At 63.5% G+C, this 21,997-nt stretch carries 21 protein-coding genes; 7 read left to right on the top strand and 14 right to left on the bottom strand.

What is annotated here, in order from left to right; all coding sequences use genetic code 11:
* Positions 1-3: 3 nt before the first annotated feature.
* From V3H18_RS06365 to V3H18_RS06340, 6 genes are all read right to left on the bottom strand, one after another.
* Positions 4-714 carry a nucleotide-binding protein gene (locus V3H18_RS06365; RefSeq protein WP_332081137.1) on the bottom strand — a complete coding sequence of 237 codons (711 nt, stop codon included), beginning with the start codon at positions 712-714 and terminating at the stop codon, positions 4-6.
* Positions 711-1,790, bottom strand: a complete 1,080-nt coding sequence (gene pheS, locus V3H18_RS06360; protein ID WP_332081161.1) for a phenylalanine--tRNA ligase subunit alpha — start codon at positions 1,788-1,790, stop codon at positions 711-713. Before pheS ends, V3H18_RS06365 begins: the two co-directional genes overlap by 4 nt.
* A 143-nt stretch (positions 1,791-1,933) precedes the next feature.
* Positions 1,934-2,929, bottom strand: a complete 996-nt coding sequence (locus V3H18_RS06355) for a bifunctional enoyl-CoA hydratase/phosphate acetyltransferase (protein WP_332081135.1) — start codon at positions 2,927-2,929, stop codon at positions 1,934-1,936.
* Positions 2,930-2,942: 13 nt separating this feature from the next.
* On the bottom strand, positions 2,943-3,086 hold the full coding sequence (locus V3H18_RS06350; protein ID WP_332081134.1) for a hypothetical protein: 144 nt from the start codon (positions 3,084-3,086) through the stop codon (positions 2,943-2,945).
* 67 nt (positions 3,087-3,153) lie between these two features.
* Entirely contained in the window at positions 3,154-3,921 is a 768-nt protein-coding gene (locus V3H18_RS06345; RefSeq protein WP_332081133.1) for a M48 family metallopeptidase, read from the bottom strand.
* 202 nt (positions 3,922-4,123) lie between these two features.
* Positions 4,124-4,774: an SCO family protein gene (locus tag V3H18_RS06340; RefSeq protein WP_332081132.1), complete on the bottom strand. Its 651-nt coding sequence runs from the start codon at positions 4,772-4,774 to the stop codon at positions 4,124-4,126.
* A gap of 322 nt (positions 4,775-5,096) precedes the next feature.
* Between V3H18_RS06340 and V3H18_RS06335 the strand changes: the two genes are divergently transcribed.
* From V3H18_RS06335 to rpoH, 3 genes are all read left to right on the top strand, one after another.
* On the top strand, positions 5,097-6,614 hold the full coding sequence (locus V3H18_RS06335) for a helicase HerA-like domain-containing protein (RefSeq protein WP_332081131.1): 1,518 nt from the start codon (positions 5,097-5,099) through the stop codon (positions 6,612-6,614).
* Between the two features lie 93 nt (positions 6,615-6,707).
* Complete coding sequence (locus V3H18_RS06330) at positions 6,708-6,923, top strand: DUF2283 domain-containing protein (RefSeq protein ID WP_332081130.1); 216 nt, start codon at positions 6,708-6,710, stop codon at positions 6,921-6,923.
* 178 nt (positions 6,924-7,101) lie between these two features.
* Entirely contained in the window at positions 7,102-7,989 is an 888-nt protein-coding gene (gene rpoH / locus V3H18_RS06325) for an RNA polymerase sigma factor RpoH (RefSeq protein ID WP_332081129.1), read from the top strand.
* A 140-nt stretch (positions 7,990-8,129) separates the two neighbouring features.
* Here the strand turns inward: rpoH and V3H18_RS06320 are convergent, their stop codons facing one another.
* A complete protein-coding gene (locus tag V3H18_RS06320) occupies positions 8,130-8,357 on the bottom strand; it encodes a hypothetical protein (RefSeq protein ID WP_332081128.1) in 228 nt (75 codons plus the stop codon).
* Positions 8,358-8,663: 306 nt separating this feature from the next.
* On the opposite strand from V3H18_RS06320, the gene V3H18_RS06315 reads away from it, so the two are divergent.
* Complete coding sequence (locus V3H18_RS06315) at positions 8,664-11,171, top strand: TonB-dependent receptor (RefSeq protein WP_332081127.1); 2,508 nt, start codon at positions 8,664-8,666, stop codon at positions 11,169-11,171.
* A gap of 31 nt (positions 11,172-11,202) precedes the next feature.
* On the opposite strand, the gene V3H18_RS06310 is transcribed toward V3H18_RS06315, so the two are convergent.
* On the bottom strand, positions 11,203-12,273 hold the full coding sequence (locus V3H18_RS06310) for a M48 family metallopeptidase (RefSeq protein ID WP_332081126.1): 1,071 nt from the start codon (positions 12,271-12,273) through the stop codon (positions 11,203-11,205).
* Positions 12,274-12,468: 195 nt separating this feature from the next.
* Here V3H18_RS06310 and V3H18_RS06305 point away from each other — a divergent pair, with 195 nt between their 5' ends.
* On the top strand, positions 12,469-13,146 hold the full coding sequence (locus V3H18_RS06305) for an SDR family oxidoreductase (protein WP_332081125.1): 678 nt from the start codon (positions 12,469-12,471) through the stop codon (positions 13,144-13,146).
* Between the two features lie 10 nt (positions 13,147-13,156).
* Here V3H18_RS06305 and V3H18_RS06300 read toward each other — a convergent pair whose 3' ends face one another.
* The 5 genes from V3H18_RS06300 to V3H18_RS06280 all read right to left on the bottom strand — a co-directional run bounded on the left by V3H18_RS06300 (position 13,157) and on the right by V3H18_RS06280 (position 17,196).
* Positions 13,157-13,900 carry an ABC transporter ATP-binding protein gene (locus tag V3H18_RS06300; RefSeq protein ID WP_332081124.1) on the bottom strand — a complete coding sequence of 248 codons (744 nt, stop codon included), beginning with the start codon at positions 13,898-13,900 and terminating at the stop codon, positions 13,157-13,159.
* Positions 13,842-14,597 carry an ABC transporter permease gene (locus tag V3H18_RS06295; RefSeq protein ID WP_332081123.1) on the bottom strand — a complete coding sequence of 252 codons (756 nt, stop codon included), beginning with the start codon at positions 14,595-14,597 and terminating at the stop codon, positions 13,842-13,844. The genes V3H18_RS06300 and V3H18_RS06295 overlap by 59 nt, the downstream gene beginning before the upstream one ends.
* The gene (locus tag V3H18_RS06290) at positions 14,594-15,574 is read right to left on the bottom strand and encodes an ABC transporter substrate-binding protein (RefSeq protein ID WP_332081122.1); all 981 of its coding nucleotides are present in this window, start codon (positions 15,572-15,574) and stop codon (positions 14,594-14,596) included. Before V3H18_RS06290 ends, V3H18_RS06295 begins: the two co-directional genes overlap by 4 nt.
* 314 nt (positions 15,575-15,888) lie before the next feature.
* Entirely contained in the window at positions 15,889-16,650 is a 762-nt protein-coding gene (locus V3H18_RS06285; RefSeq protein ID WP_332081121.1) for an oxygen-binding di-iron domain-containing protein, read from the bottom strand.
* Positions 16,651-16,701: 51 nt separating this feature from the next.
* Complete coding sequence (locus V3H18_RS06280; protein ID WP_332081120.1) at positions 16,702-17,196, bottom strand: DUF6790 family protein; 495 nt, start codon at positions 17,194-17,196, stop codon at positions 16,702-16,704.
* A gap of 143 nt (positions 17,197-17,339) precedes the next feature.
* On the opposite strand from V3H18_RS06280, the gene parE reads away from it, so the two are divergent.
* Positions 17,340-19,355: a DNA topoisomerase IV subunit B gene (gene parE / locus V3H18_RS06275; protein WP_332081119.1), complete on the top strand. Its 2,016-nt coding sequence runs from the start codon at positions 17,340-17,342 to the stop codon at positions 19,353-19,355.
* Between the two features lie 159 nt (positions 19,356-19,514).
* On the top strand, positions 19,515-20,588 hold the full coding sequence (locus V3H18_RS06270; RefSeq protein ID WP_332081117.1) for a sensor histidine kinase: 1,074 nt from the start codon (positions 19,515-19,517) through the stop codon (positions 20,586-20,588).
* Positions 20,589-20,596: 8 nt separating this feature from the next.
* On the opposite strand, the gene V3H18_RS06265 is transcribed toward V3H18_RS06270, so the two are convergent.
* Complete coding sequence (locus V3H18_RS06265) at positions 20,597-21,961, bottom strand: DUF2252 domain-containing protein (protein ID WP_332081116.1); 1,365 nt, start codon at positions 21,959-21,961, stop codon at positions 20,597-20,599.
* Between the last annotated feature and the right edge of the window lie 36 nt (positions 21,962-21,997).

Here is a 21,997-nt window from a genome sequence, read left to right as displayed (position 1 = left end):
GCTTTATTGCGATGCCGAGATTACGCGCGATTCTGCTATAGGAATTCCTGCGCCCGTTAATCGTTGTGCGATTTTGGCAGCTACCTCTTTTACATGAGTGTTGTACTCAACACGGATGATGCCCTCGAGGTCGGACGGCAGTTCTAGCGTGCCCTTCTTTATAAGGGCGACTCGATCAGAGCCAAGTTTTGACAACGCCATCCCGGCTTCCAGAATTACATTCTGGCGGGCTCGTGGTTGCCGTTCCGTATCGTTTTGATCCTTGCGGTATCCGTAATCGTCTGGAGTCATCAGCACGAATACGAAGTCCGATTCATTCCCAATGTTTTCCATGAGAGCATGAAAAAGGGGCAGGCCCTTACCGTCCACGTTTTTCTGAATTAGAGGCTCGATACCCAAACGAAACAACACTAGTTCGAGCTGCTCGAGAGCTTCGTGATCGCTGCCATGAACGATAAAAATTCGCCGAACATTAGACGACGCCTTGGCTTCAAAATTTGCCTTTTCGCCAATGATCCTCGTCAAATCGGCGGCAAGCGCGTCTGCCCTTTTTCCTTGGCAGCTGACCGTCCCAGTCTTTGGCCACCAGTTTAGAATGTCGCCAGACCTTGATCGGAATCGGTGACAGCCCTTCCCATCGTCAGACCAATCTCCCTCGCGCCCGGCAAATTTTACATACTGCTGTAGTTCATCAAGTTCACCGTGAAACTTCATGATGACAGTCCTCCCGCGAGCGTCGGGAAGTCGAGCGGCCTGAATCCATAATGCGCGAGCCAGCGCAGGTCGGCGTCGAAAAAGGCGCGCAAATCCGACATGCCATATTTCAGCATGGCGAGGCGGTCGACGCCGACGCCGAAGGCGAAGCCCTGATAGCGGTCGGGATCGATGCCGCAGTTTCTGAGCACATTGGGATGCACCATGCCGCAGCCCAAAATCTCCATCCAGTCCTCGCCCTCGCCGAAACGGATTTCGCCGCCCTGGCGCCGGCACTGAACGTCGACCTCCATCGACGGTTCGGTGAAGGGGAAGAAGGAGGGGCGGAAGCGCAGTTTCACCCCCTTCACCTCGAAGAAGCTCTTCAAGAATTCTTCAAGCGTCCATTTGAGATGTCCCAAATGCGTCGTCTCGTCGATGACGAGGCCCTCGATCTGATGGAACATCGGCGTATGCGTCTGATCGAAGTCGCAGCGATAGACGCGGCCGGGGCAGATGACGCGGATCGGCGGCTTTTGCGACAGCATGGTGCGGACCTGCACCGGGCTCGTATGGGTGCGCAGCAGCCGCTTCTCGCCGCCTTCCGGGGCGAGGAAGAACGTGTCCTGCATCTCCCGCGCCGGGTGGCCCTCGGGAAAGTTCAGCCTGGTGAAATTATAGTCATCGCTTTCGATGTCGGGGCCTTCCGCCACCGCGAAGCCCATATCGGCGAAGATGACGGAAAGTTCGTCCGTCACTTGCGAAATCGGGTGAATGCGTCCGCGCTCGAGCGGGCTCGTCGCGGCGGGCAGGGTCACGTCGAGGGTTTCGGCCTTGAGCCGCGTTTCTAAAGCGGCTTCCGAAAGCGCCGCGCGGCGGGCGGCGATCGCCTCGGCCGCCTTGTCCTTCAGCGCATTGATCTTTGCGCCTTCGGTCTTGCGCTCTTCGGGCGCCATTTTGCCGAGCGTGGCGAGCAGCGCCGAAATCGCGCCCTTCTTGCCGAGCGCGGAAAGGCGCACGGCCTCGAGCTGCGCTTCGTCGGTCGCGGCGTCGATCTGGCGCAGCGTCTCTTCTTCCAGTTTGGCGATGTCGGTCATAGGCGTCGATCGGGCGTCGAAAAAGTCGCGCCCGGCGGCGACGCGGCGCGTCGCCCCGAGCGCCGAAAGCGTCACGGATTGAGGCGTTTCTGCCATGCGGCGCGCGCAATGTCGAGAAGCGCGCGGGCTTTTGGCTTCCCGCGCTAAAGCGGCGGCTGGCGCGGCCGGTGGGTGAAAATCTGCGCCAGCGCGGAGGAAACGACGCGCGATTGGACGTCGTCGGCGCGACTCGTCAGCACGATGGGGACCCGCGCGCCGAGCACCAGCCCCGCCGTATCGGCGCCGGCCAGAAACACCAGTTGCTTGGCGAGAATATTGCCGGCCTCGAGATCGGGCGCGACGAGAATATCGGGGTCGCCGGCGACTTCCGAGCGGATATGTTTCGCCTCCGCCGCCTCGCGCGAAATGGCGTTGTCGAAGGCGAGCGGCCCATCGAGCGTCGCGTCGGCGATCTGGCCGCGATCCGCCATTTTGCAAAGGGCGGCGGCCTCGACGGTCGAGGGGATTTTCGCCTCGACCGTCTCCACCGCCGAAAGCAGCGCGACCTTCGGCCGCTCGATGCCGATGGCGTGGGCGAGATCGACGGCGTTGCGCACGATGTCGCGTTTAACGTCCAGCGTCGGCGCGATGTTGATCGCGGCGTCGGTGACGAGCAGCAGCTTGTGATAGGTCGGCGCGTCAATGACGAAAACATGGCTGATGCGGCGGTCGGTGCGCAGCCCCGAGCCCTCGCGCACCACGGCGCTCATTACTTCGTCCGTATGCAGCGCGCCTTTCATCAGGGCGTGCAGCCGGCCGCGGCGCACGAGTTCGACGGCCTGGTCGGCGGCGGCGTGGCTATGCGGCGCGTCGACGATCTCGACGCCTTCGAGCGAAACGCCGCTCGCGCGCGCCGCCGCCTCGATCTTGGCGCAGGGCCCAACGAAGGTGGGGACGATCAGCCCCTTGTCGCGCGCGGCGAGCGCGCCTTCCAGCGAACGGGCGTCGCAGGGATGGACGACGCCCATGCGGATCGGCGGCAGCGATTGCGCCCGCAAAACAAGTTCATCGAGAAGCGCGCCGCGCGTGCGCGCGAACGCCATCGCCGCCCAGGGCGGCCGCGTGGCGTCCGTCGTTTCTCCGCCGACTCTCTGGCTCATGCGCTCCCCTTATTCACTGTGACGGATCGCGGTCGACGCGGTCCATGAAAAATTTCGCCGCCCGCGCCCGGGAACTGTCATTGTCGCCGCGAAAATCGAAGCCTTGATGAAAGATCAATTCGCGGGTCGAAAGCGCGCGCGACCCCCGTTCGGTCACGACGATATCATATATTTGTCGCGGGGCGGCTCGGGGAGCGCGAGACCGACCGGATTGCTCCGGTCCCTCATCGCGCCTTGGCTCCATATTTATGGAGATGCGCGCCATGCGCGGAAAGCCAGGCCTCGGCGCGATCGGTGTCGGCGCAGAGCCGGCGCGCGAGGCGCCAGAATTTCGGCGAATGATCGAGATGGACGAGATGCGCGACTTCATGCGCGGCGAGATAGTCGAGCACGAAAGGCGGCGCCATGATGAGCCGCCAGGAAAAATTCAGCGCGCCGGTAGCCGAGCATGATCCCCAGCGGCTCACCGGATCGCGCAGGCCGATGCCGCGCGGGGCCAAGTTCAGCGAGGCGGTGTGACGGGCCACGGCCTCCTCGATGTCGCGGCGCGCCTCGCGCTTGAGATAGTCCTGCACGCGCCGATGCACATGTTCCGCGCGTCCCGCGACGCAGAGCGCGAAAGGCGTCTCGGCGCCGTCGCGCTCTTCGATCCAGGTGACGCCGCGCCGCTCGGGACAATGGGCGATCATATGATCGACGCCGCGCAAGGGCGTCACCGAGCCATGTGCGAAGGGGATCGTCGCCGGCAGGCGATTGAGCCGCGCGGCGATCCAGGCGGCGTGGCGCTCCGCGAATTCCCGCGCGTCGCGCAGGGAGGCGCGCTGCGGCATGGTCAATACGGCGTCGCGCGCCGCGAAGCGCACGCGCAGCGTGAAACGTCTTGCATTCTGCGAACGGCGCAGGGCGACGACGATGGTCGCGTCGGCGTGGGTCAATGTGAGCAGCGAGGCGCCGCCTTTTGGCGCTGGCCCTTCACGCAGGAGTCGAAGCATGGCCTTATGGTAACGCAAAGGCCATATGAGTCGCGAGATCGAAAAACGCCTCACGCGAAAATATTTCGCTTGCGCGGCGCGTCGCGCATGATCTTCTTGCGCGCTAAGGGCGGCGGCGCATTCATGAATCATCGATTCATGAAGACGTTCCAACTCAGCGCGCGTTCACCACGCCAGTCCCCGCGCTGGGCGTAAACGCTTCTTAAAGATAACGCTCAAGCTCGCGCGCCGCTTCCGCGGGGCGGCGCGCCACGTTGAAGGGGCGCACGAAGCGGCCGTTCTTGTCCATCAGATAGACGACGGTCGTGTGGTCGACGGAATAGTCTTCCTCCTTGCTCGGCGCGCGCTTGGAGAAGATGCGATATTCGCGCAGCACCGGGTCGATCGAGGCGCGCGGGCCGGTGACGCCGATGATGCGCGGATCGAAATTGGCGAGATAGTCCTTGAGTTTTTCCGGCGTGTCGCGTTCGGGATCGACGGTGACGAAGAGTCCGCCGACCTTGGCGTCCGGCCCCAGGGCGCGCAGCACCTCCGACATTTCGAAGAGCGTCGTCGGACAAACGTCGGGACAGTGCGTATAGCCAAAAAAGACGAGGAAAGGGCGTCCCAGAAAATCCTGGTCCGTCACCGGCTGGCCGGTATGGGCGGTGAGCTGGAAGGGGCCGCCGATCGCCGAGGGCGGCGGGGCAGAGGGCTTGCCGCTCGTAAAGAAGACGAAGACGCCGAAGATGAGCGCGAAGACGGCGCCGACGCCGATCACCAGCGGCTTGGAGATGGCGGGCGCCGCCGCGCGGCCGTTTTTGGCCCCACTCTTGCCCCCCTTCGAATTATTCTTCGTCGGCCCGTTGGACATGGATGCGTTTCCTGGCGATTGTTTGAATTGGCGGCGAGCGCCGCAAAGGCGGGGCGGGGCGTCGCTGCGAAAGCCGACCGGCCTCTTGTCGCCGCCGCCGATTTGATATCGAAGCCGTCAAGCGCCGCCGCCGCCAAACGTCGCGTCATTGAACTTCCTTTCGCGCGCGGGGAAACTTATCTCGGCCCTTTGCATTCGCCAAGCGCCGGCGCCGAGCGCGGACTTGGGGGCTTCGACGCGGGACGGGCGACGATGCGCCTGGCGGGCGAATGGTGTAGCTTTGCGGCCTTTCCGCGATTCCGCTTCGAAAGCGCCTTTGATGATGAGCGACAATCCCAATGACGTTCCGGGCAAAATCCTCGTCGGCGCGAGCGCGACAGGCGAAAAATTATTTCAATATCGTTACCTTTCCCTGGCGCTCGGCAATCGCCATGGCCTGATCGCGGGCGCGACGGGCGGCGGCAAGACCGTTTCGCTGCAGCGGCTTGCGGAAGGTTTCTCCAATGCGGGAACCGCCGTCTTCCTCGCCGACGTGAAGGGCGATCTCGCCGGCCTCTCGCAGCCGGGCGACGCCAAACCCGCTTTCGTCGCCCGCGCCAAGGAGATCGGCGTTCCTTACGCGCCCGACCGTTTCCCCGTCGTCTTCTGGGATGTTTTCGGCGAGCAGGGCCATCCGGTGCGCGCGACAGTCTCCGAAATGGGACCGCTGCTGCTCTCGCGCCTCCTCGACCTCAACGATACGCAGGAAGGCGTTCTCAACATCGTCTTCAAGGCGGCGGACGAGCAGGGAATGCTCCTGCTCGATCTGAAAGATCTGCGCGCCATGCTGACCCATGTCGCCGAGAACGCCGCGACCTACAAGGCCAAATATGGCAATGTCGCGCCCGCGAGCGTCGGCGCGATCCAACGCCAGCTCCTGGTGCTGGAGACGCAGGGCGGCGAGAATTTCTTCGGCGAGCCGGCGCTCGACATCATGGATTTCCTGCGCGTCGATCGCGACGGGCGCGGCGTCGTCAATATTCTCGCCGCCGACAAACTGATGCGCGCGCCGCGGCTTTACGCGACCTTCCTGCTATGGATGCTGTCGGAGCTTTTCGAAAGGCTTCCCGAGGTCGGCGATCTCGACAAGCCGAAGCTCGTCTTCTTTTTTGACGAGGCGCATCTGCTTTTCGAGGATGCGCCCAAGGCGCTGCTTTCGGCGATCGAGCAGGTCGTGCGGCTCATCCGCTCCAAGGGCGTCGGCGTTTATCTCGTGACGCAAAATCCGCTCGACCTGCCCGATACGGTGCTGGGCCAGCTCGGCAATCGCATTCAGCATGTGTTGCGGGCCTTCACCCCGCGCGAGCAGAAGGCCGTGCGCGCCGCCGCCGAGACTTTCCGCGACAATCCTAAGATCGACGAAGCCGACGTCATCATGCATCTGGGGGTCGGCGAGGCGCTCGTCTCCATGCTCGACGCCAAGGGCGCGCCCGAGGTGGTCGAGCGGGCCCTGATCGCGCCGCCCGCCGCGCGCGTTGGCCCGATCACGCCCGAGGAGCGCAAGGCGATCCTTGCGGCGAGCGCCCTTGCCGGAAAATACGACACAATGTTCGATCGCGAGTCCGCTTTTGAGCTTTTGCAGGCGCGCGCGGGCAAGGGCGATTCCGGCGAGGCCGCGGGCGGCGGCCTGCTAGGAACTTTAGGCGGCGTGCTGGGAAGCATTTTCGGCAGGGCGGACAGGAAGCGCATGTCGCCGGCCGAACTCGCGGCGCGCGCCGCCATTCAATCCGCCGCGCGCTCCGCCGGCACGCAGATCGCCCGGCAGATTTTGCGCGGCGTGCTCGGCGGCATGTCGAAGTGACGCCTAACCGTCACGCAAAAGGGTCGTTACTCTCGATGATGGCGAAACTCTGCACAACGCCTTCTTCGATCGAGACTTCGGGAAAGAAAAGCCATGAAGCTTCACTACTATCCTGAGACGGACAGTCTTTACATCGAATTGAAGGCTTCGCCTGCCGCTGAAACGCGCGAAATCGTGTCCGGCGTCAATGCAGATTTTGATCCGGCGGGCGACCTCGTGGGGCTAGATATCGATCACGCGTCCAAGAAACTCGATTTAATGACGCTCGAAACCATCGCCTTGCCGCTGCGCGTTGCGAAGGTCGCCTAAGCGCTTTTCCAAGCGCATTCACATTGCGAAATCTTAATCCCGGCTTTAGCGCGCCTTCACGCAATCGTCATTTTCCCGCCCCCTGCCGGCGCCCTATAATCTCCCCTCGCGGTCGGCGTCTCGCGATCGCTCATTGCGGTCCCGCCAAGGCACGGGGGTCCGCTCGGAGGACGACTTTATGGCGAATGCTTTGCCCATCGTCTCGGAAGACGGCCTCACACGCTATCTTTCTGAAATCAGGCGGTTTCCTATGTTGGAGCCGCAGCAGGAATATATGCTGGCCAAACGCTGGCGGGAGCATGAGGACCCCAAAGCGGCTCAGGAGCTGATCACCTCGCATCTGCGTCTCGTCGCCAAGATCGCCATGGGCTATCGCGGCTATGGCCTGCCGATCGGCGAAATCGTCTCGGAAGGCAATGTCGGCCTGATGCAGGCCGTCAAGCGTTTCGAGCCGGATCGCGGCTTTCGCCTTGCGACCTATGCGATGTGGTGGATCCGCGCCTCAATTCAAGAATATATTCTGCGCTCCTGGTCGCTCGTGAAAATGGGCACGACGGCGAGCCAGAAGCGGCTCTTCTTCAATCTGCGCAAGGCGAAAAGCCGCATCTCCGCTTTCGAGGAGGGCGATCTCAAGCCCGAAAACGTCGAGAAAATCGCGCATCGTCTCGGCGTGTCGGAGCGGGACGTGATCGACATGAATCGCCGCATGAGCGGTGACGCCTCGCTCAACACGCCCCTGCGCGAGGAGGGCGAGGGCGAGTGGCAGGACTGGCTCGTCGACGACAGCGCCGATCAGGAGCATCTGCTCGTCGCGCAGGAAGAGAGCGACAATCGCCTCAAGGCGCTGCGCGGCGCGCTCGACGTGCTCAACCCGCGCGAGCGACGCATTTTCGAGGCGCGCCGTCTTTCCGACGATCCGATCACGCTCGAACAGCTCTCGGAGGAGTTCGGCGTCTCGCGCGAGCGGGTGCGCCAGATCGAGGTGCGGGCTTTCGAGAAAGTGCAGGCGGCGGTGCGCGACGGCGTGGCGCGCATCGAGTCGGCGCAGCAAATTCCCGCGATGTAGTCGCCGATCGCCGCGCGCGATCCTCGAAATTTAAGGGATAGAACGGGATTCTCTTGAGCCGGAGTCGCAATGCGATTCCGGCTCATTTGCGACTCTCGCCTAGTCTTTGTGAGCCGGGGTCCGTTTTGGCGGAATGCTGTCTAATGATGATGTCCGCCGCCGCCGGGGCTCGATATTTCGCCGGCGCCCTGGCCCCCTGCGCCTTCTGGCGGCAAGCCCGGCGGGGGGCGGCGCGTCAGGCGAGCATGGGTCGCGGCGTCATGGCCGGCGTGGGGATCGGCCGCCGCCGTTTGCTGCTGCGTGGTGTTGCAGGCGCCAAGCGACAGGAGAGCGCCGCAGGCGACGAGTGAATACAGAGATAATTTCATCTTAACTCCTCGCATCAATCCGCCCGCGACGCTTCCTCATTGGCGCCTCGACGGAGGGTTAAATTAGATCAAAATTATATAGTTTAGCAACGTCACCCGAGCTCGTCGAAATAGCTGGCCCGTGACGCATCCGCGGAATTATTTCCACTAAAATCAATATAATTCAGTCAACTGTTGCAAAAATGTCAGACTCTGGCGGAAACGTGGCGGCCCGCGCGGAACCGCTCTTGACCGATAGCTTCCCTCTATTTCTATATTATTCCTACCTAGAAAATAGAATTTAAATCCAGAAACAGGAGGCCATCCATGTCCTGCGTCGCGCGCAAATTGCGTTCCTCTCTCAAGCGCGGCGTCTCGTCGCGCGCCTATGCGGTCGCGACAGGCGCGGCGATCATCGCCTTCGCGGGCGCCTCATTCGCTCAGGAGGCGCAGAACGCGAATGTCGCCGATATTCACGTCACGGGCAGCGGCGGCGGCGAGGGCGAAACTTCCAAGCCTGTGATGCAGGCGCAGCGAAAGCCGCGCTCCATCGTCGTCGTCGATCCCAAGACCATCGAGCGCGAGAACATCAACCGTCTCGACGAACTGCAGCAGAAGGTTCCGAATTATCGCGCCAACAACGGCGGCACCCAGCAGTCTTCGCGCCAAACGATACGATGGATCGGCATCGGCGCGGGCACTGGCGTCGGCACCGAATCTCCCACTGGCTATGTCGTCGACAATATTTTCTGGAAATATTGGGGCTTCCAGTGGATGGACCTCTTTGACGTGGCGTCCTTCGAAGTCGCCTATGGCCCGCAGGGGACGGCCGGCGGCAAGAACACCGCGGCGGGCAACCTCATCATCCGCAACCGGATGCCGTCCTTCACGCGCGAGGCGACGAACGAGACCAATTTCGCCAATCTCAGCCGCGTCATCGAGAAGGCGACCGTCACCGGGCCGATCATCGACGACAAGCTCGCCTATCGCGTCAGCTTCTTTCTCGACAAGGGCGACGGCTGGATTCGCGATCAGGCGAGCGGGGCCGGCTATAAGAACACCGACCGTTGGGCCGCGCGCGGACAATTGCTCTATGTCGGCGATGATTTCACTGACCGCCTGATCTTCAATTACAACAGGTCCAATGAATATAACACCAGCAATCTCTGGCCCTTCGCCGATTCCTTCCTGATCTATGCGAATGGGACGCGCCCCTCCGCGACCTATGGCCAGAATATCGTCAACCGTCTCGGCAAGCCGATCCTCTCCTACAATCCTTACAAGCCCTATATCGCGAACATGGGCGTCGATCCGGTTAGAAACATTCAGGTTTCGAACGAATTCAATCTGAACGTCGGCGAAAACGTCTTCACGTCGCTTTCGGCCTATGGCTTCAACCGCAATGAGCAGAGGTACAAAGAGGACGGTCAATTGCTCGGCCTTTGGCGCTCCGGCATGAACACCTATGTCGGGCAGGGGTCGCAGGAATTCAGGCTGACGTCGCCCAAGGACCAGGAGCTCGAATGGACCACCGGCGTCTATCTCTTCTACGACGACGCCGCCAATCAAATGCATCACGTGCAATTCGGCTGGGACGCCGCGAACTGGCTAAAGCGGCCGGCGGCGCTGCCGGGCGTGGAGGACTGGTGGTACACCAAGGCGCGGGACATTCAATTCGCCGCCTATGGCCAGGCGACCTGGCATTACGACGAGCAACTGGCGTTCACCTTGGGCCTGCGCGACAGCTATGAGATTCGCGGCGGCGCGGTGAGCCATCTCAACCGCTATTATCCGAACGTATCGATCTTCGATCAGGACCAGGCGATCATCGCGGCGGGCGGCTGGGGCCTCTCCGACAGGGGATACCAGTCAAAATTTCTCAACCACGCGATGGGGATATTCAATCCGCAATATCAGTGGAGCGAGAATGTTCTTCTTTACGGCCTTCTGGGCCGCGCCGAGAAGGCGCCTGCCGTCAACACCAGCGGCAATCCGCGCTATATCCAAAGGAATGGCGTCTATCAGTTTGACACCTGGACGCCGCTTTTCACCAAGCCGGAGATCTCGTGGGATTACGAGATGGGCTTCAAGTCGCAATGGCTCGACAACCGGCTGCTCTTCAACGTCAACCTCTACTGGAACGATTACTACAATTTCCAGACGGACGTGGTCGACGCGTCGCGCACCGACGCGCTGGGCGCGCCCGTCGCCGTCACCGCGCTCGGCAACGCCGATCATGCGCGCATCCGCGGCGTCGAACTCGACGGGCGTTGGAGTCCGATCGACAGGCTGTGGCTCAATTTCAACGCCGCCTTTTCCGACGCCCGCTGGGTGTCCTACCCCAATGCGGCGCCGCCGGCGGATTGGCAATGGAGCACTGGGCCTACGACGGCGCCGTCAAAACTGTCGCTTTCCAATACGCGCTGGCAGGGCGTTCCTCTCTGGACCTTCAATATCGGCGCGAATTACGAGCATCCGCTGGGGCGCGTATTCAGCAATGTCGGCGGCTTCTCGGGTGTCGGGAGCGTCGGCGACTGGCTTGACCGGCCGCTCACCGCATTCGGCTATTTCAACGTCAACTGGCAAGACAAGACGCAATTGACCAATCCCTGGTCCATCCAGCAATACTGGCAGGGAAGCTTTGCGATCGTGAACGCCGGCTTTGGCGTCCGCACCGACGACGATCGATATAGCCTCAGCTTCTGGGCCAAGAACATCGGCGACGAGAGGCCTTTCAGCTCTTGGGATCCGGGAAGCGCGAGCAATCCGGCACGAGTGGGCCTCGCCCGCTGGCCGGCGACTTTCGGCGGCGCTTTCCGCGCGAAGTTCCTGTAGCGGCGCTCTTACGGGAGCAGCGCCTTTGCGCTCAATCGCAGATCGTCTTCAGCGCTTTCCATTCGTCGTCGGTCAATACCGGCGGCGCGGTCTCGCCTTTGTCGGCGGCGGCGAGCTGCGCAAGCCGCTCTTCGCTTAAAGGATGATCGTGAAGAATGGTGAAAACGCCGTCCCGCTCATCGCCGGTCACCCGCAAGAGCAGTTCGCCCATCGGCTTTGTCGGCCGGCCGAGGCGGGCGAGCGTTTGCGCGGCGAAAGCGTCGGCCTGCGCCTCGACCTCGCGCGAATTGGCGGCGCTGAGCAGCGTCCTGCCGACATAGACCACCGCGCCGGCGCCGGCCACATCGCCAAAGAGCAGGCCGAAGAGATAGGCGACGCCGCCGTCGGCGATAAGGCGACGCAAATGATCGCGGTTTTGCAAATGGCCGAATTCATGCGCGAGCACGCCGACGATCTCGTCCTGCGACTGCGCCTTTTCGAGGAGCCCCTCAAGAATGAAGACCTTGCCGCCGGGCATGGCGACGGCGTTGGGCGTCTTCGAGGAAATCGCTTCGATGGTCGCCGGCAGACGAAGATTGGAGGCTTCCTGCAAGCGTTGCGAAAGCTTCGCGAGGGCCGCCGATCCTTGCGCCGAAACGCAAGCGCTTCCGCCGAAAGTTTCGTGGACCTGGCCTTCCGCGGCTTCGCCCAGGCGCTTCTCCCAGGAGAGCGGGACGAGCGGGGCGATCTCGCTCGCCGCGAAAGGCGCGCCGAACCAGACGAGGCCGACGAAGCCGGCCACAGCGGCAAGCGACCAGGCGACGATTTTAAGGGTCGAGCCTTTTCGAAGCAGCGTTTTATCGCCTTCGAGCAGCGGACAATGGCGCTCGATCTCCTTTCGCGCGTCGGGATCGCGAATCTCTAGACGCGCCAGTCGGGGCGCGCTCGCGGCGCGCAGCCGCATCATGTCAGGCGGCGCGGGGATGCGCCGCGCCTCGGCGTAGGGCCAGGCGAAAAGAAAGGCGTCCCCGTCATAGACCTCCAACATCGGGCCAAAGCGCAATGCGACGCGGCGCGCCTCATTGGCGAAACCGTCGAAATAGGTCGCTTCGAATCGCGTCATCGCGTTTGGAATCCTCCGACGATCGGATTTTGTCGCCGCAGCTGCCTCAGGACGATAAGGATCGTAGGGGAATTTACGACGATCCTCCATATCCCTTCGGATAAGGCGCGCCGCCGCCGAACGTCCCGCTAGCCCTGTTCGCCGGCGCGCCGACGTTATATTGAATGCTGGGGAAGCGTCGGGCGGAGAGCGGATATGGCCCATTGGCTGGTCGTCGGCGCAAGCCGCGGCATCGGATTGGAGGCCGCGCGCCAGCTCACGGCGCGCGGCGAGCGCGTCACCGCAAGCGTGCGCGACGCCAAGGGCCTGGCGGCGCTCGAAGCGGCGGCGCCGCGCGCCGCAACGCTGCAATTTGACACGCGCGATGAGGCCGCCATTCGCGCCGCGGCGAACCAAATCTCCGATCCGATCGACAGGCTCATCGCCAACGCCGCCGCCTATGGGCCAAAACGGCAATCCTCGCTCGACATGGATTTCGACGGCGCGCTCGACCTTCTCTCGACCAACACGCTCGGGCCGCTGCGCGTCGTTCAGGCCTTTCTGCCGCTCGTCAGGCGCGGGCGCGCGCCGCGCATCGTAATGATGACGAGCATTTTGGGCTCAATGGCGATCGAGGGAACGTTCAACGTCGCCTATCGCGTCTCGAAAGTGGGCTTGAACAAAATCGCGCGATGTCTCGCCGCCGACCTCAAGAAGGAAAACGTCATCGTCGTCGCCATGAGTCCGGGCTGGGTGCGCACCGACATGGGCGGCCCCGACGCGCCGCTCGACGTGGCCGACAGCGTCGCCGGCGTGATCGAGACGACCGAGACGCTGAAGCTCGCCGATACCGGCCGCTATCTCGATTATAGGGGCGCCGACATTCCCTGGTGACTCGCCGTCCCTAACGACGGCCGGCTTCCAGCGCCGCATGCGCTTGCGCCTCGAGCCGCTCCGCCGTCTCTTTCGTCATCAGGCGGCGCGGCGTCGCCACGTCGAGCGTCGCGACGACATGGGCCGGGCGCGGCGACAGCAGGAAAATCCTGTCCGCGAGCGCGATCGCTTCGCGAAGATCATGCGTCACGATCAGCGTGGTGATGCGCCGCTCATCGATGAGACGCGCGATCATTTCGCGCAAGTCCCGCGCAAGCGCGGCGTCGAGTGAGACCAGCGGCTCGTCAAGAAGCAGTAGATCCGGCTTTATCGCGAGCGCGCGGGCGAGCGCGACGCGGCGCGCGATCCCAAGGGACAATTCCTGCGGGAAATGCGCCGCATGTTCCGCCAGCGACAATTGCTCGACGAGCCCGGCGATCTCTTCCTCGCGCGCCTGCGGCGCGGCGATCGCGATATTGTCGTGGACGCTGCGCCAGGGCAAAAGCCGCGGCTCCTGAAAGACCATGCCAAGGCGCCCATGTTCAGGGAGCGCGATCGTTCCAACAAAATCCTTGTCGAGGCCGGCGATGAGGCGCAGCAGAGTCGTCTTGCCGCAGCCCGAAGGACCGACGAGAGCGCCTGCCTGTCCCGCCGGCAGCGTCAGCCGCAAATCTTCGAGCGCGCGCGCCGGGGGCGCGTCGCCAGCATGATAATCCTTAGCCGCGATCGCGAGGTCGAGCGACGCCGCGCCGCCAGCGCGAAACGTGTCGTTCAATGGGCTGCACCAGGAAGTTTTCGACGCAAAGCATCAGCGCGATAAAGGGAAGGGCGTAGGCGAGCAAGAGCTTCATGTCGAAGAGCTGAAAGGCCATGTTGATCTCGAAGCCGACGCCGTTGGAGCGGCCGAGCAGTTCGACAATGAGCACGATCTTCCATACGAGCGAAAGTCCCGAGCGCGTCGCCGCCGCGAGATAGGGCGCGAGCTGCGGCAGGACGAGATGCTTGAGCCGCGCGGCGCGCGAGAAGCGGAAGACCTGCGCCATGTCCTCAAGCTGCGGATCGAGCGCGCGAGCGCCTTCGCGCACGACGACGACGGCGTTCGGCAGCTTGTTAAGCGCGACGGCGCCGATCGCCGCGACTTCCGTGAGGCCGGCCCAGACATAGGCAAGCACGATGACGACGAGCGCCGGCAGATTGAGCAGCGCGATAAGCCAGGGGTCGAGCAAGCGGTCGGCGAGCCTGTTGCGCCCCATGAGATAGCCGATCGCCGCGCCAAGACTCATGGCGAGCGCGAAAGCGGCGGCGACGCGCGCAAGCGTGATCGCGAGATTGAAGAAGAGCGCGCCGGAGATCGCTTCTTCGTAAATCGCTTCGAAGACGAGGAGCGGTCCCGGCAGGCGGCGCGGATCGGAGAAATAGGCGCCGATCTGCCAGAGAAGAAGCAGCGCCGCGAGAGAGAGAAGGCGGATCAATGCGCCTTGTCCTCGGCGCCCTTGTAGAAGGTACCGGGATCGAGCGCCTTGCCGGGTCCGACGAGCTTTTCGCCGCCGATCTTCGCGAGCGTCTGATAGAGCGCGCTTGCGTCTTCTTCTTCCTCCGCGACGCTGCGCTTGGGGGCGCCGGCGACATAACGTTTGCGATAGACATCGAGCGTTTTCGCATCCCCTGCGCCGATGCGCTTCGCGGCGGCGGCCCAGGCCTCGTCGGATGTGGCGATCAGCTCCTTGGCCTTTTTCGTCATGGCGAAGAAACGCGCGAGCGCATCCTTTTTCTTCGCCGCGAAGCCTTCGTCGAACACATAGCCGGTGACGATTGCGTCGCCCTTGGCGCCGAGGGCCTTCTCGACCTGCGCAAGCTCAATTGCGCGCGCGAAACCTTTCGCTTCGAGATCGGCGGCGAAATTCCAGAACTCAAGCGCCGCGTCGAGTTCGCCCTGAAGCGCCTTTTCGGCGATGAGCGGCGGCGCGCCGTAAAGCACGGTCGCGCTTTTTTCGAGATCGACGCCGTTTTGGAGCGCATAGGCCTTGAGCAGCAGCCAGCTTTTGTCGAGCGGACCGCCGGCGACGCCGAGCTTCTTGCCGGCAAGGTCGTTGACGCTTTTGATCGCGGAATTTTTCGTCATCACCGCGCCAATGCCGGTGGAATAGGGATAGAGCGTGAGCTTCGCGCCCTGCGCCCGTTCGCGCGCGACCCAGAGCCAGTCGGAGACGATGATGTCGGCGCCGCCGCCCTGAATGGCGATCTTGCCGGCGTCGGTCGAGGCGAGTTCGACGGCGTCGATGTCGAGCTTCGCCTCCTTGTCGAGGCCATAGGCTTTGACGACGGCGAGCTCCCAGCCGAGCGTGCCGGTCTTCTGCAACGCGACGCGAAGCTTATCGGCCTGCGCCGGCGCGGCGAGCGCGAAGACGCCGACGAGATAGGCGGTAAGAAGGGCGACGACGCCTCGCATATTTTTCCCTGAAATTTCGCCTAAGCTTCTTACCGCAGGATCGACTCGGCGTCGATGCGCGACTAAATGTCTCGCAGCCAGATGCTGCAATTTGGCTGGCGGCGCCAACGCCATCGTCCCCTCGCCCTTCGAGACGGCTCCTGCGGAGCCTCCTCAGGGTGAGGGGCCTCAGTTTCGCGCTTCATCCTATACGGCGACCATAAGCAGTCCTCATGCTGAGGAGCCTGCGTAGCAGGCGTCTCGAAGCACGAGGACTGCGACGCCGATCGAAGGATATCGTTCGATGCGCTGTGCTTAACCATCGGAGAACATCGTCAAAACTTGGGAATCGCGTTAGTTCCCTGAGCCGCTTGGCTTTTCGCCGCGAGCGACGCTTCATAATAATCCGCGAGCTGCGAAAGCAGGGCGGCGCCGTCGCCCTCGTAGCTTGAGCCATGCATCAGAGCGAGGCGACGGGGCTCGAGCGCCCCCAGCATGCGAATCGTCGGGCCCGTCATCGGCGTCAGCGCGGTCGCCTGGAAGGCGTTCTCCGCCGCGATTGCGGCCTCGAGCACGCTCTCCCTGACGATCGCCGGCCCCTGACCGATTTGCGTGAAAAGATCGCCGCAAAATAGCGTGCGGGTCGTCTCCTCAAAGATCAATCCCGATTCCCACGCATGCGGCACATGCGGCGTATCGATGTAGCGTATGCGCTTTCCGCCGATATCCAGGACCTCGCCGTCGGCAAGGGCGCGCGGCGCCCGGTCGGCGAGATCGTCGAGCGACACCATGCAGGCCGTCTGGCCATGAACCACTTGCGCCGCCGGCGCAGCGGCGAGCCAGAGATTCATCGACCCGCATTCATCGGCTTCGACATGGCCGAAGGAAATCCAGCGCAGCCGTTCGACCGGCATGATCGCGCCCAAAGCCTTCGATACGAGCGGAAACAGCGCCCGCGGCCCGCAATGAAACAGCAGCGGCTCGTCCGCATCGATGAGGAACTGGTTGAAGGTGAAGCCCGCCGGCGGCGCGATCTGCGGCGCAAAGGTCGAAAAGCGGTAGACGCCTTCGGCGATTTCGTCGACTTTCGTTTCCATCTTCAACCTCAGACGCCGATCCGTCGCGACGGCGGACGATTGGTTCCGGCCTCACTGATATTCCTTCTCTCCCCCATCCCAGCGATGCTTGAGATAGAGCAGCAGGAGCAGCCAGAAGGCGATGAAGCCGTCTGAAAAAATCGTCAAAAAGTTGTAAGGCGCATAGTCGCCCGCTTTGAGCGTCTGCACGACATGGCCATAGGTGGCGCCGAGCAGGAAGAACGACCATCCAAGCCCGGTGGCGAGCCAGAATGCGCCGCCGATCCAGATGCAGAGGAAGCCGAGAATCCCCCAGGCGCCGTCGTGAAAGCCGACCTCGAACTGGAAGGGGCTCCCCGGCGGCCAGCCGATGCTCTTCGCCGTCGCGTCGGCGAAGAAAATATGGGGAATGAAGCCGAAGAAGAAGCCGATAACGCCCACATCCAGCACAAGCGCGTAGAGCAGCAGCAGCCGGACGATTCGGGCGCGAGTCCGGGGGACCTTGCTCAGCGCGAGATGAATGAGGGGCAGCAGCACGCTCAGGAGCGCGATGACGATCATGATCATTTTAAAGGCCTCCGAGCGTCATCCCCTCGGCGTTCAAGGCGCTGGCGCCGCTCGATTGTCCATTGTAAAGGGGCTTCGGCGCGAAAACCACTGGCCAAGCCTTATCCGCGCCGCCGCTCCCCGAATCGCGCTAATATCGCCCCATGGCTGTAAAACCCGATCTCTTCAGCGGCGCGCCGCGCAAGGCGCCCGCGGCAAAACCCGCCGCCAAGCGCGGCCCCGCCGAATATACCGCCGCCTCCATCGAGGTTCTGGAGGGGCTGGAGCCCGTGCGCCGGCGCCCCGGCATGTATATTGGCGGCACGGACGAGGCTGCGATGCATCACCTCTTCGCCGAGGTGCTGGACAACGCCATGGACGAGGCGGTCGCCGGCCACGCCACTTTCATCGAGGTGACGCTGGAGGCCGCCGGCTGGCTGACCGTGACCGACAACGGCCGCGGCATTCCGGTCGAGCCGCATCCGAAATTTCCGAAAAAATCGGCGCTCGAAGTAGTGATGACCACCCTCCACGCCGGCGGCAAATTCGATTCGGGCGCCTATCAGACTTCCGGCGGGCTGCATGGCGTCGGCGTCTCGGTCGTCAATGCGCTTTCCGAAAAGCTCGACGTCGAAGTGGCGATCGCCGGCCAGCTTTATGGCCAGGAATTTTCCCGCGGCCTGCCGCTCGGCAAGCTGAAGACGCTCGGCCGCGTGAACAATCGGCGCGGCACGAAAGTGCGCTTCAAGCCCGACGCGCAGATTTTCGGCGCCGGCGCGCATTGGAAGCCGGCGCGCCTCTTCCGCATGGCGCGCTCCAAGGCCTATCTCTTCGGCGGCGTCGAGATCCGCTGGCGTTGCGACCCGTCGCTGATCGAACCCGGCGCGGATACGCCGCCTGAGGCGGTGCTGCGTTTTCCCGGCGGCCTCAAGGACTATCTCGCCCGCGAAATCCACGGCAAGGAGCTGGTCGCGGATCAGCCTTTCGTCGGCAAGGCGACGCGCGAGGGCGGACATGGCTCGCTCGAATGGGCGGTGTCCTGGCTCGCGGAAGACGACGGCTTCGTCCATTCCTATTGCAACACCATTCCGACGCCCGACGGCGGCACGCATGAAGCGGGCTTTCGCCTCGCGCTGCTGAAAGCGCTCAAGGATCACGCCGATCGCGTCGGGCAGAGCAAGCGCGCCAAGGAAATCACCGCCGACGATCTCATGGGACAATCGGCGGCGATGATCTCCGTCTTCATTCGCGAGCCGGAGTTTCAAGGCCAGAACAAGAGCCGGCTGATGAGCGCCGAGGCGTCGCGCATCGTCGAAAGCGTCGTGCGCGACGCTTTCGACCATTGGCTGGCGGGCGCGCCGTCGCAGGCCAATAAGCTGCTGGATTTTGCGGTGGAGCGCGCCGAAGAGCGCCTGCGCCGCCGCGCCGAAAAGGACATCGCCCGCAAGACCGCGACGCGCAAGCTCCGTCTGCCCGGCAAGCTCGTCGACTGCACGAATAATTCGGCGCAAGGCTCCGAGCTTTTTATCGTCGAGGGCGATTCCGCGGGCGGCTCGGCGAAGGAGGGGCGCAATCGCGTCACCCAGGCGATTTTGCCGTTGCGCGGCAAGATTCTCAACGTGGCGTCGGCGACGAAGGACAAGCTCCTCGCCAATCAGCAGCTCGCCGATTTGGCGCAGGCGCTCGGCTGCGGCCTCGGCGCGCATTACCGCGACGAGGATCTGCGTTATGAAAAAGTGATCGTGATGACGGACGCCGACGTTGACGGCGCGCATATCGCGTCGTTGCTCATCACCTTTTTCTACCGGCAGATGCCGCGCCTCATCGAGAAGGGGCATCTCTATCTGGCGCAGCCGCCGCTCTATAAGCTGACGCAAGGCGCGAAGACCGTTTATGCGCGCGACAACGAACATCGCGACGAATTGATCCGCACGGAATTGACCGGCAAGGGCAAGATCGAGACGAGCCGCTTCAAGGGCCTTGGCGAGATGAGCGCGGCTCAGCTCAAGGAAACCACGATGGACCCGGGAAGGCGCATGCTGCTCAAGGTCGTCATCGAGCCGGAAGAGCGCGAAGAAACCGCCGATTGCGTCGAGCGGCTGATGGGCAATAGGCCCGAGGCGCGCTTCGCCTTCATCCAGGAACGGGCCGCCTTCGCGGCGGAGCTTGTCGATATCTGATTTTTTGTTGAAGCGGTCGCCCGTTCGGCTCAAGAATAGGCCTCGATCCGACAAGCTAAATCATTGTTCATAAGCGATCGTTTCCTGCACACGATCTAGCCTCTCGCGCGACGGCGCTTCTGGCGCTATGCTGTCGCGATCCCGCTTTGCAGGTGATGCGTGACCGATACGGACATACGCCCAGAACCCCTCGACGCGCCTTCGGCGCCGTTGTGCTGCGATACGACGAACGAGCAGGCCTATGCGCTGGAGCGCATGCAGCTCGCGCTCGACGCGGCCCGCACGGGCATCTGGGACTGGAACCTCATCACCGGCGAAGTGCATATCGACCCCCGCGTGCGCCGCTTGTGGGGGCTCCCGGACGATGCGGAGGCGAGCTTCGAGATTTTTCGCAACGCCCTGCATCCGCAGGACCGCAAGCGCACCAAGGAAGCCGTCAATGTCGCGCTCGATCCCACGCATGAGGGCGATTACGAGATCGAATATCGGGTGATCGGACAGACGGACCGGATCGAGCGATGGGTTTCGGTGCGCGGCCGCACCTTCTTCGAGAACGGACGCGCGGTGCGCATTCTCGGCACGGCGCGCGACATCACCGAGCGCAAGCAACGCGAGCAGCATGTGCGCGTCCTGCTGCGCGAGCTGGTGCATCGCTCCAAGAATCTGCTCGCCGTCGTGCAGGCCATGGCGCGGCAGACGGCGGCGGGCTCTCCCTCGGTCGAGGATTTCCAGCGCAAATTCGGCGCGCGTCTGCAGGCGCTCTCCATGGCGCACGACCTGCTCGTCTCCCAGGACTGGCGCGGCGCCTCCATGTGCGATCTGGTGCGCGCGCAAATGGCCTATTGCCTGGATATGAAGGAAGGCGAACTGGCGACGCGTGCGACGATCGAGGGACCAAGGATCATGCTGAAGCCGGAGGCCGCGCAGAACATCGGCCTCGCGCTGCACGAACTCGCGACCAATGCGCTCAGCTTCGGCGGCCTTTCGCGGCCGGAGGGCGCCGTGTCGCTAACCTGGCGCTTCGATGACGGAAGGCTCAACATAGAATGGCGCGAGAGCGGCGGCCCCGCCGTGACGGCGCCGCCGCGCGAGGGCTTTGGCCATAAGGTCGTGAAGCGTCTCGTCGCGCAGGCGCTCGACGGAACCGCGACGCTGCATTTTCCGCCCGAAGGGCTTATCTGGACGCTCTCCATTCCCGCAAGCTATGCGACGGTCAGGGAAGAGTTGGCTTAGATCTCGCTCTAGGCGCCTAACGCGGCCTGCGCGAGAAACGCCTCATAGTCCTTGGCGTTCTGCCGCGCATAAAGCATGGCGAAGGAGGCGAGCGCGTCGTCGAAGGCCGCGCTTTTTCCCATATAGCCGGCGAGCGCGGCGGCGTCCGTCGAGCGGGCGTGCGCGCGCGCCAGAACGCATCCGCAAAGCTTCGCATAGTCGAGCAGGGCGTGCTGCTGCATGAGTTCGGTGAGCGAGCCGAGCCGGCGCGTCTTGAGATGACGCATATAGAATTCGCGCCCCGAGCCGGGGTCGCGCATGAAGCCGAGAAAAATATCCGACGCCGCCTGCATCATGCGCTGGCCCGTGACGACGCGCTCGCCCTGCGCGCCGGACCATGCGCCGACGCCAAAGCGCTCCAGCACGGAGCGGCCGGCCTCCTTGACCTGAAGGAAGAGCGGCTCCTCGTCCGGCGTCATCAGCAAGGCGATCACGCAACGCGTTCCGACGCTGCCGACGCCGACGGCCTTGAAGGCGATGTCGTCCAAGTCGTAGCGGCGCAACAGCGCGGCGACCTGCGCGGGCAGGGTCGCGAGCGCCGCGGCGATCAGCGCGTCACGATCGACCTGCATGTCGATCTCCCCATCGATGTGAAAAAGCCGCGGCGGCTTGTCCTTTATGCGCCAGGCGCCGTTTTCGTCCTGCTCGATCTTTGGAAAATTATCGGCGTAGTCGGCGTCCCGATCCTTCGATATGGCGCGGTGGACCGCGGCATGAAGCACGCGATTGCGAAGGCTGTCGGCGACATCGGCGAGCGGCACGCGCATGTTCCAGGCTTCGAGCGGAGAGAGCCGAGCGAGCGCGGCGACCGTCCGGCGGTAGGTCTTCATCGTGGCGCGCGCGATGCGCCTTGCGGCGGGCTTCGTCTCGCCGGCGCCGAGCGCCGCGATGACAACGCTTGTCGCGAGGCGGCGCAGATCGAATGTCACGTCGACATTGGGCAGCGTCTCGTCGAAATCGTTGACGTCGAAGAGCGCCTGGCCTTCCGGTGAGATGAAAGCGCCGAAATTCATCAGATGACAGTCGCCGCCGGCCTGCGCGCGAACGCCCGGCGCGAGCTGCGTCGAAAGGTCGGACGCCATGACGTCGGCGGCGCCGCGCAGAAAGGCGTGGGGCGAGACCGCCATGGATTCGCGGCGCAGCGGCAGAAGCGACTGAACGCGGTCGCGCTCGGTCGCGGCGATGATCGCCAATGCGTCGCGTTCCGGCGCCGGCGCGAAATCCGCCAGAGCCTCGCGCTTGACGGCGTCGCGCAAGGCCTTGCCGGCGGCGTAGCGGGCGCGATGATCGAGTCCGTTGAGGTCGGGCGCGCCGACCTCCGCCTCAATGGTCATGGTCGACAATCCTTAATGCGAAAACGCACCATCATG

The organism is Methylocystis borbori, assembly GCF_036576025.1.
Taxonomy (GTDB): Bacteria; Pseudomonadota; Alphaproteobacteria; order Rhizobiales; family Beijerinckiaceae; genus Methylocystis; species Methylocystis borbori.
This window is presented reverse-complemented; position numbering and strand designations above follow the sequence as displayed.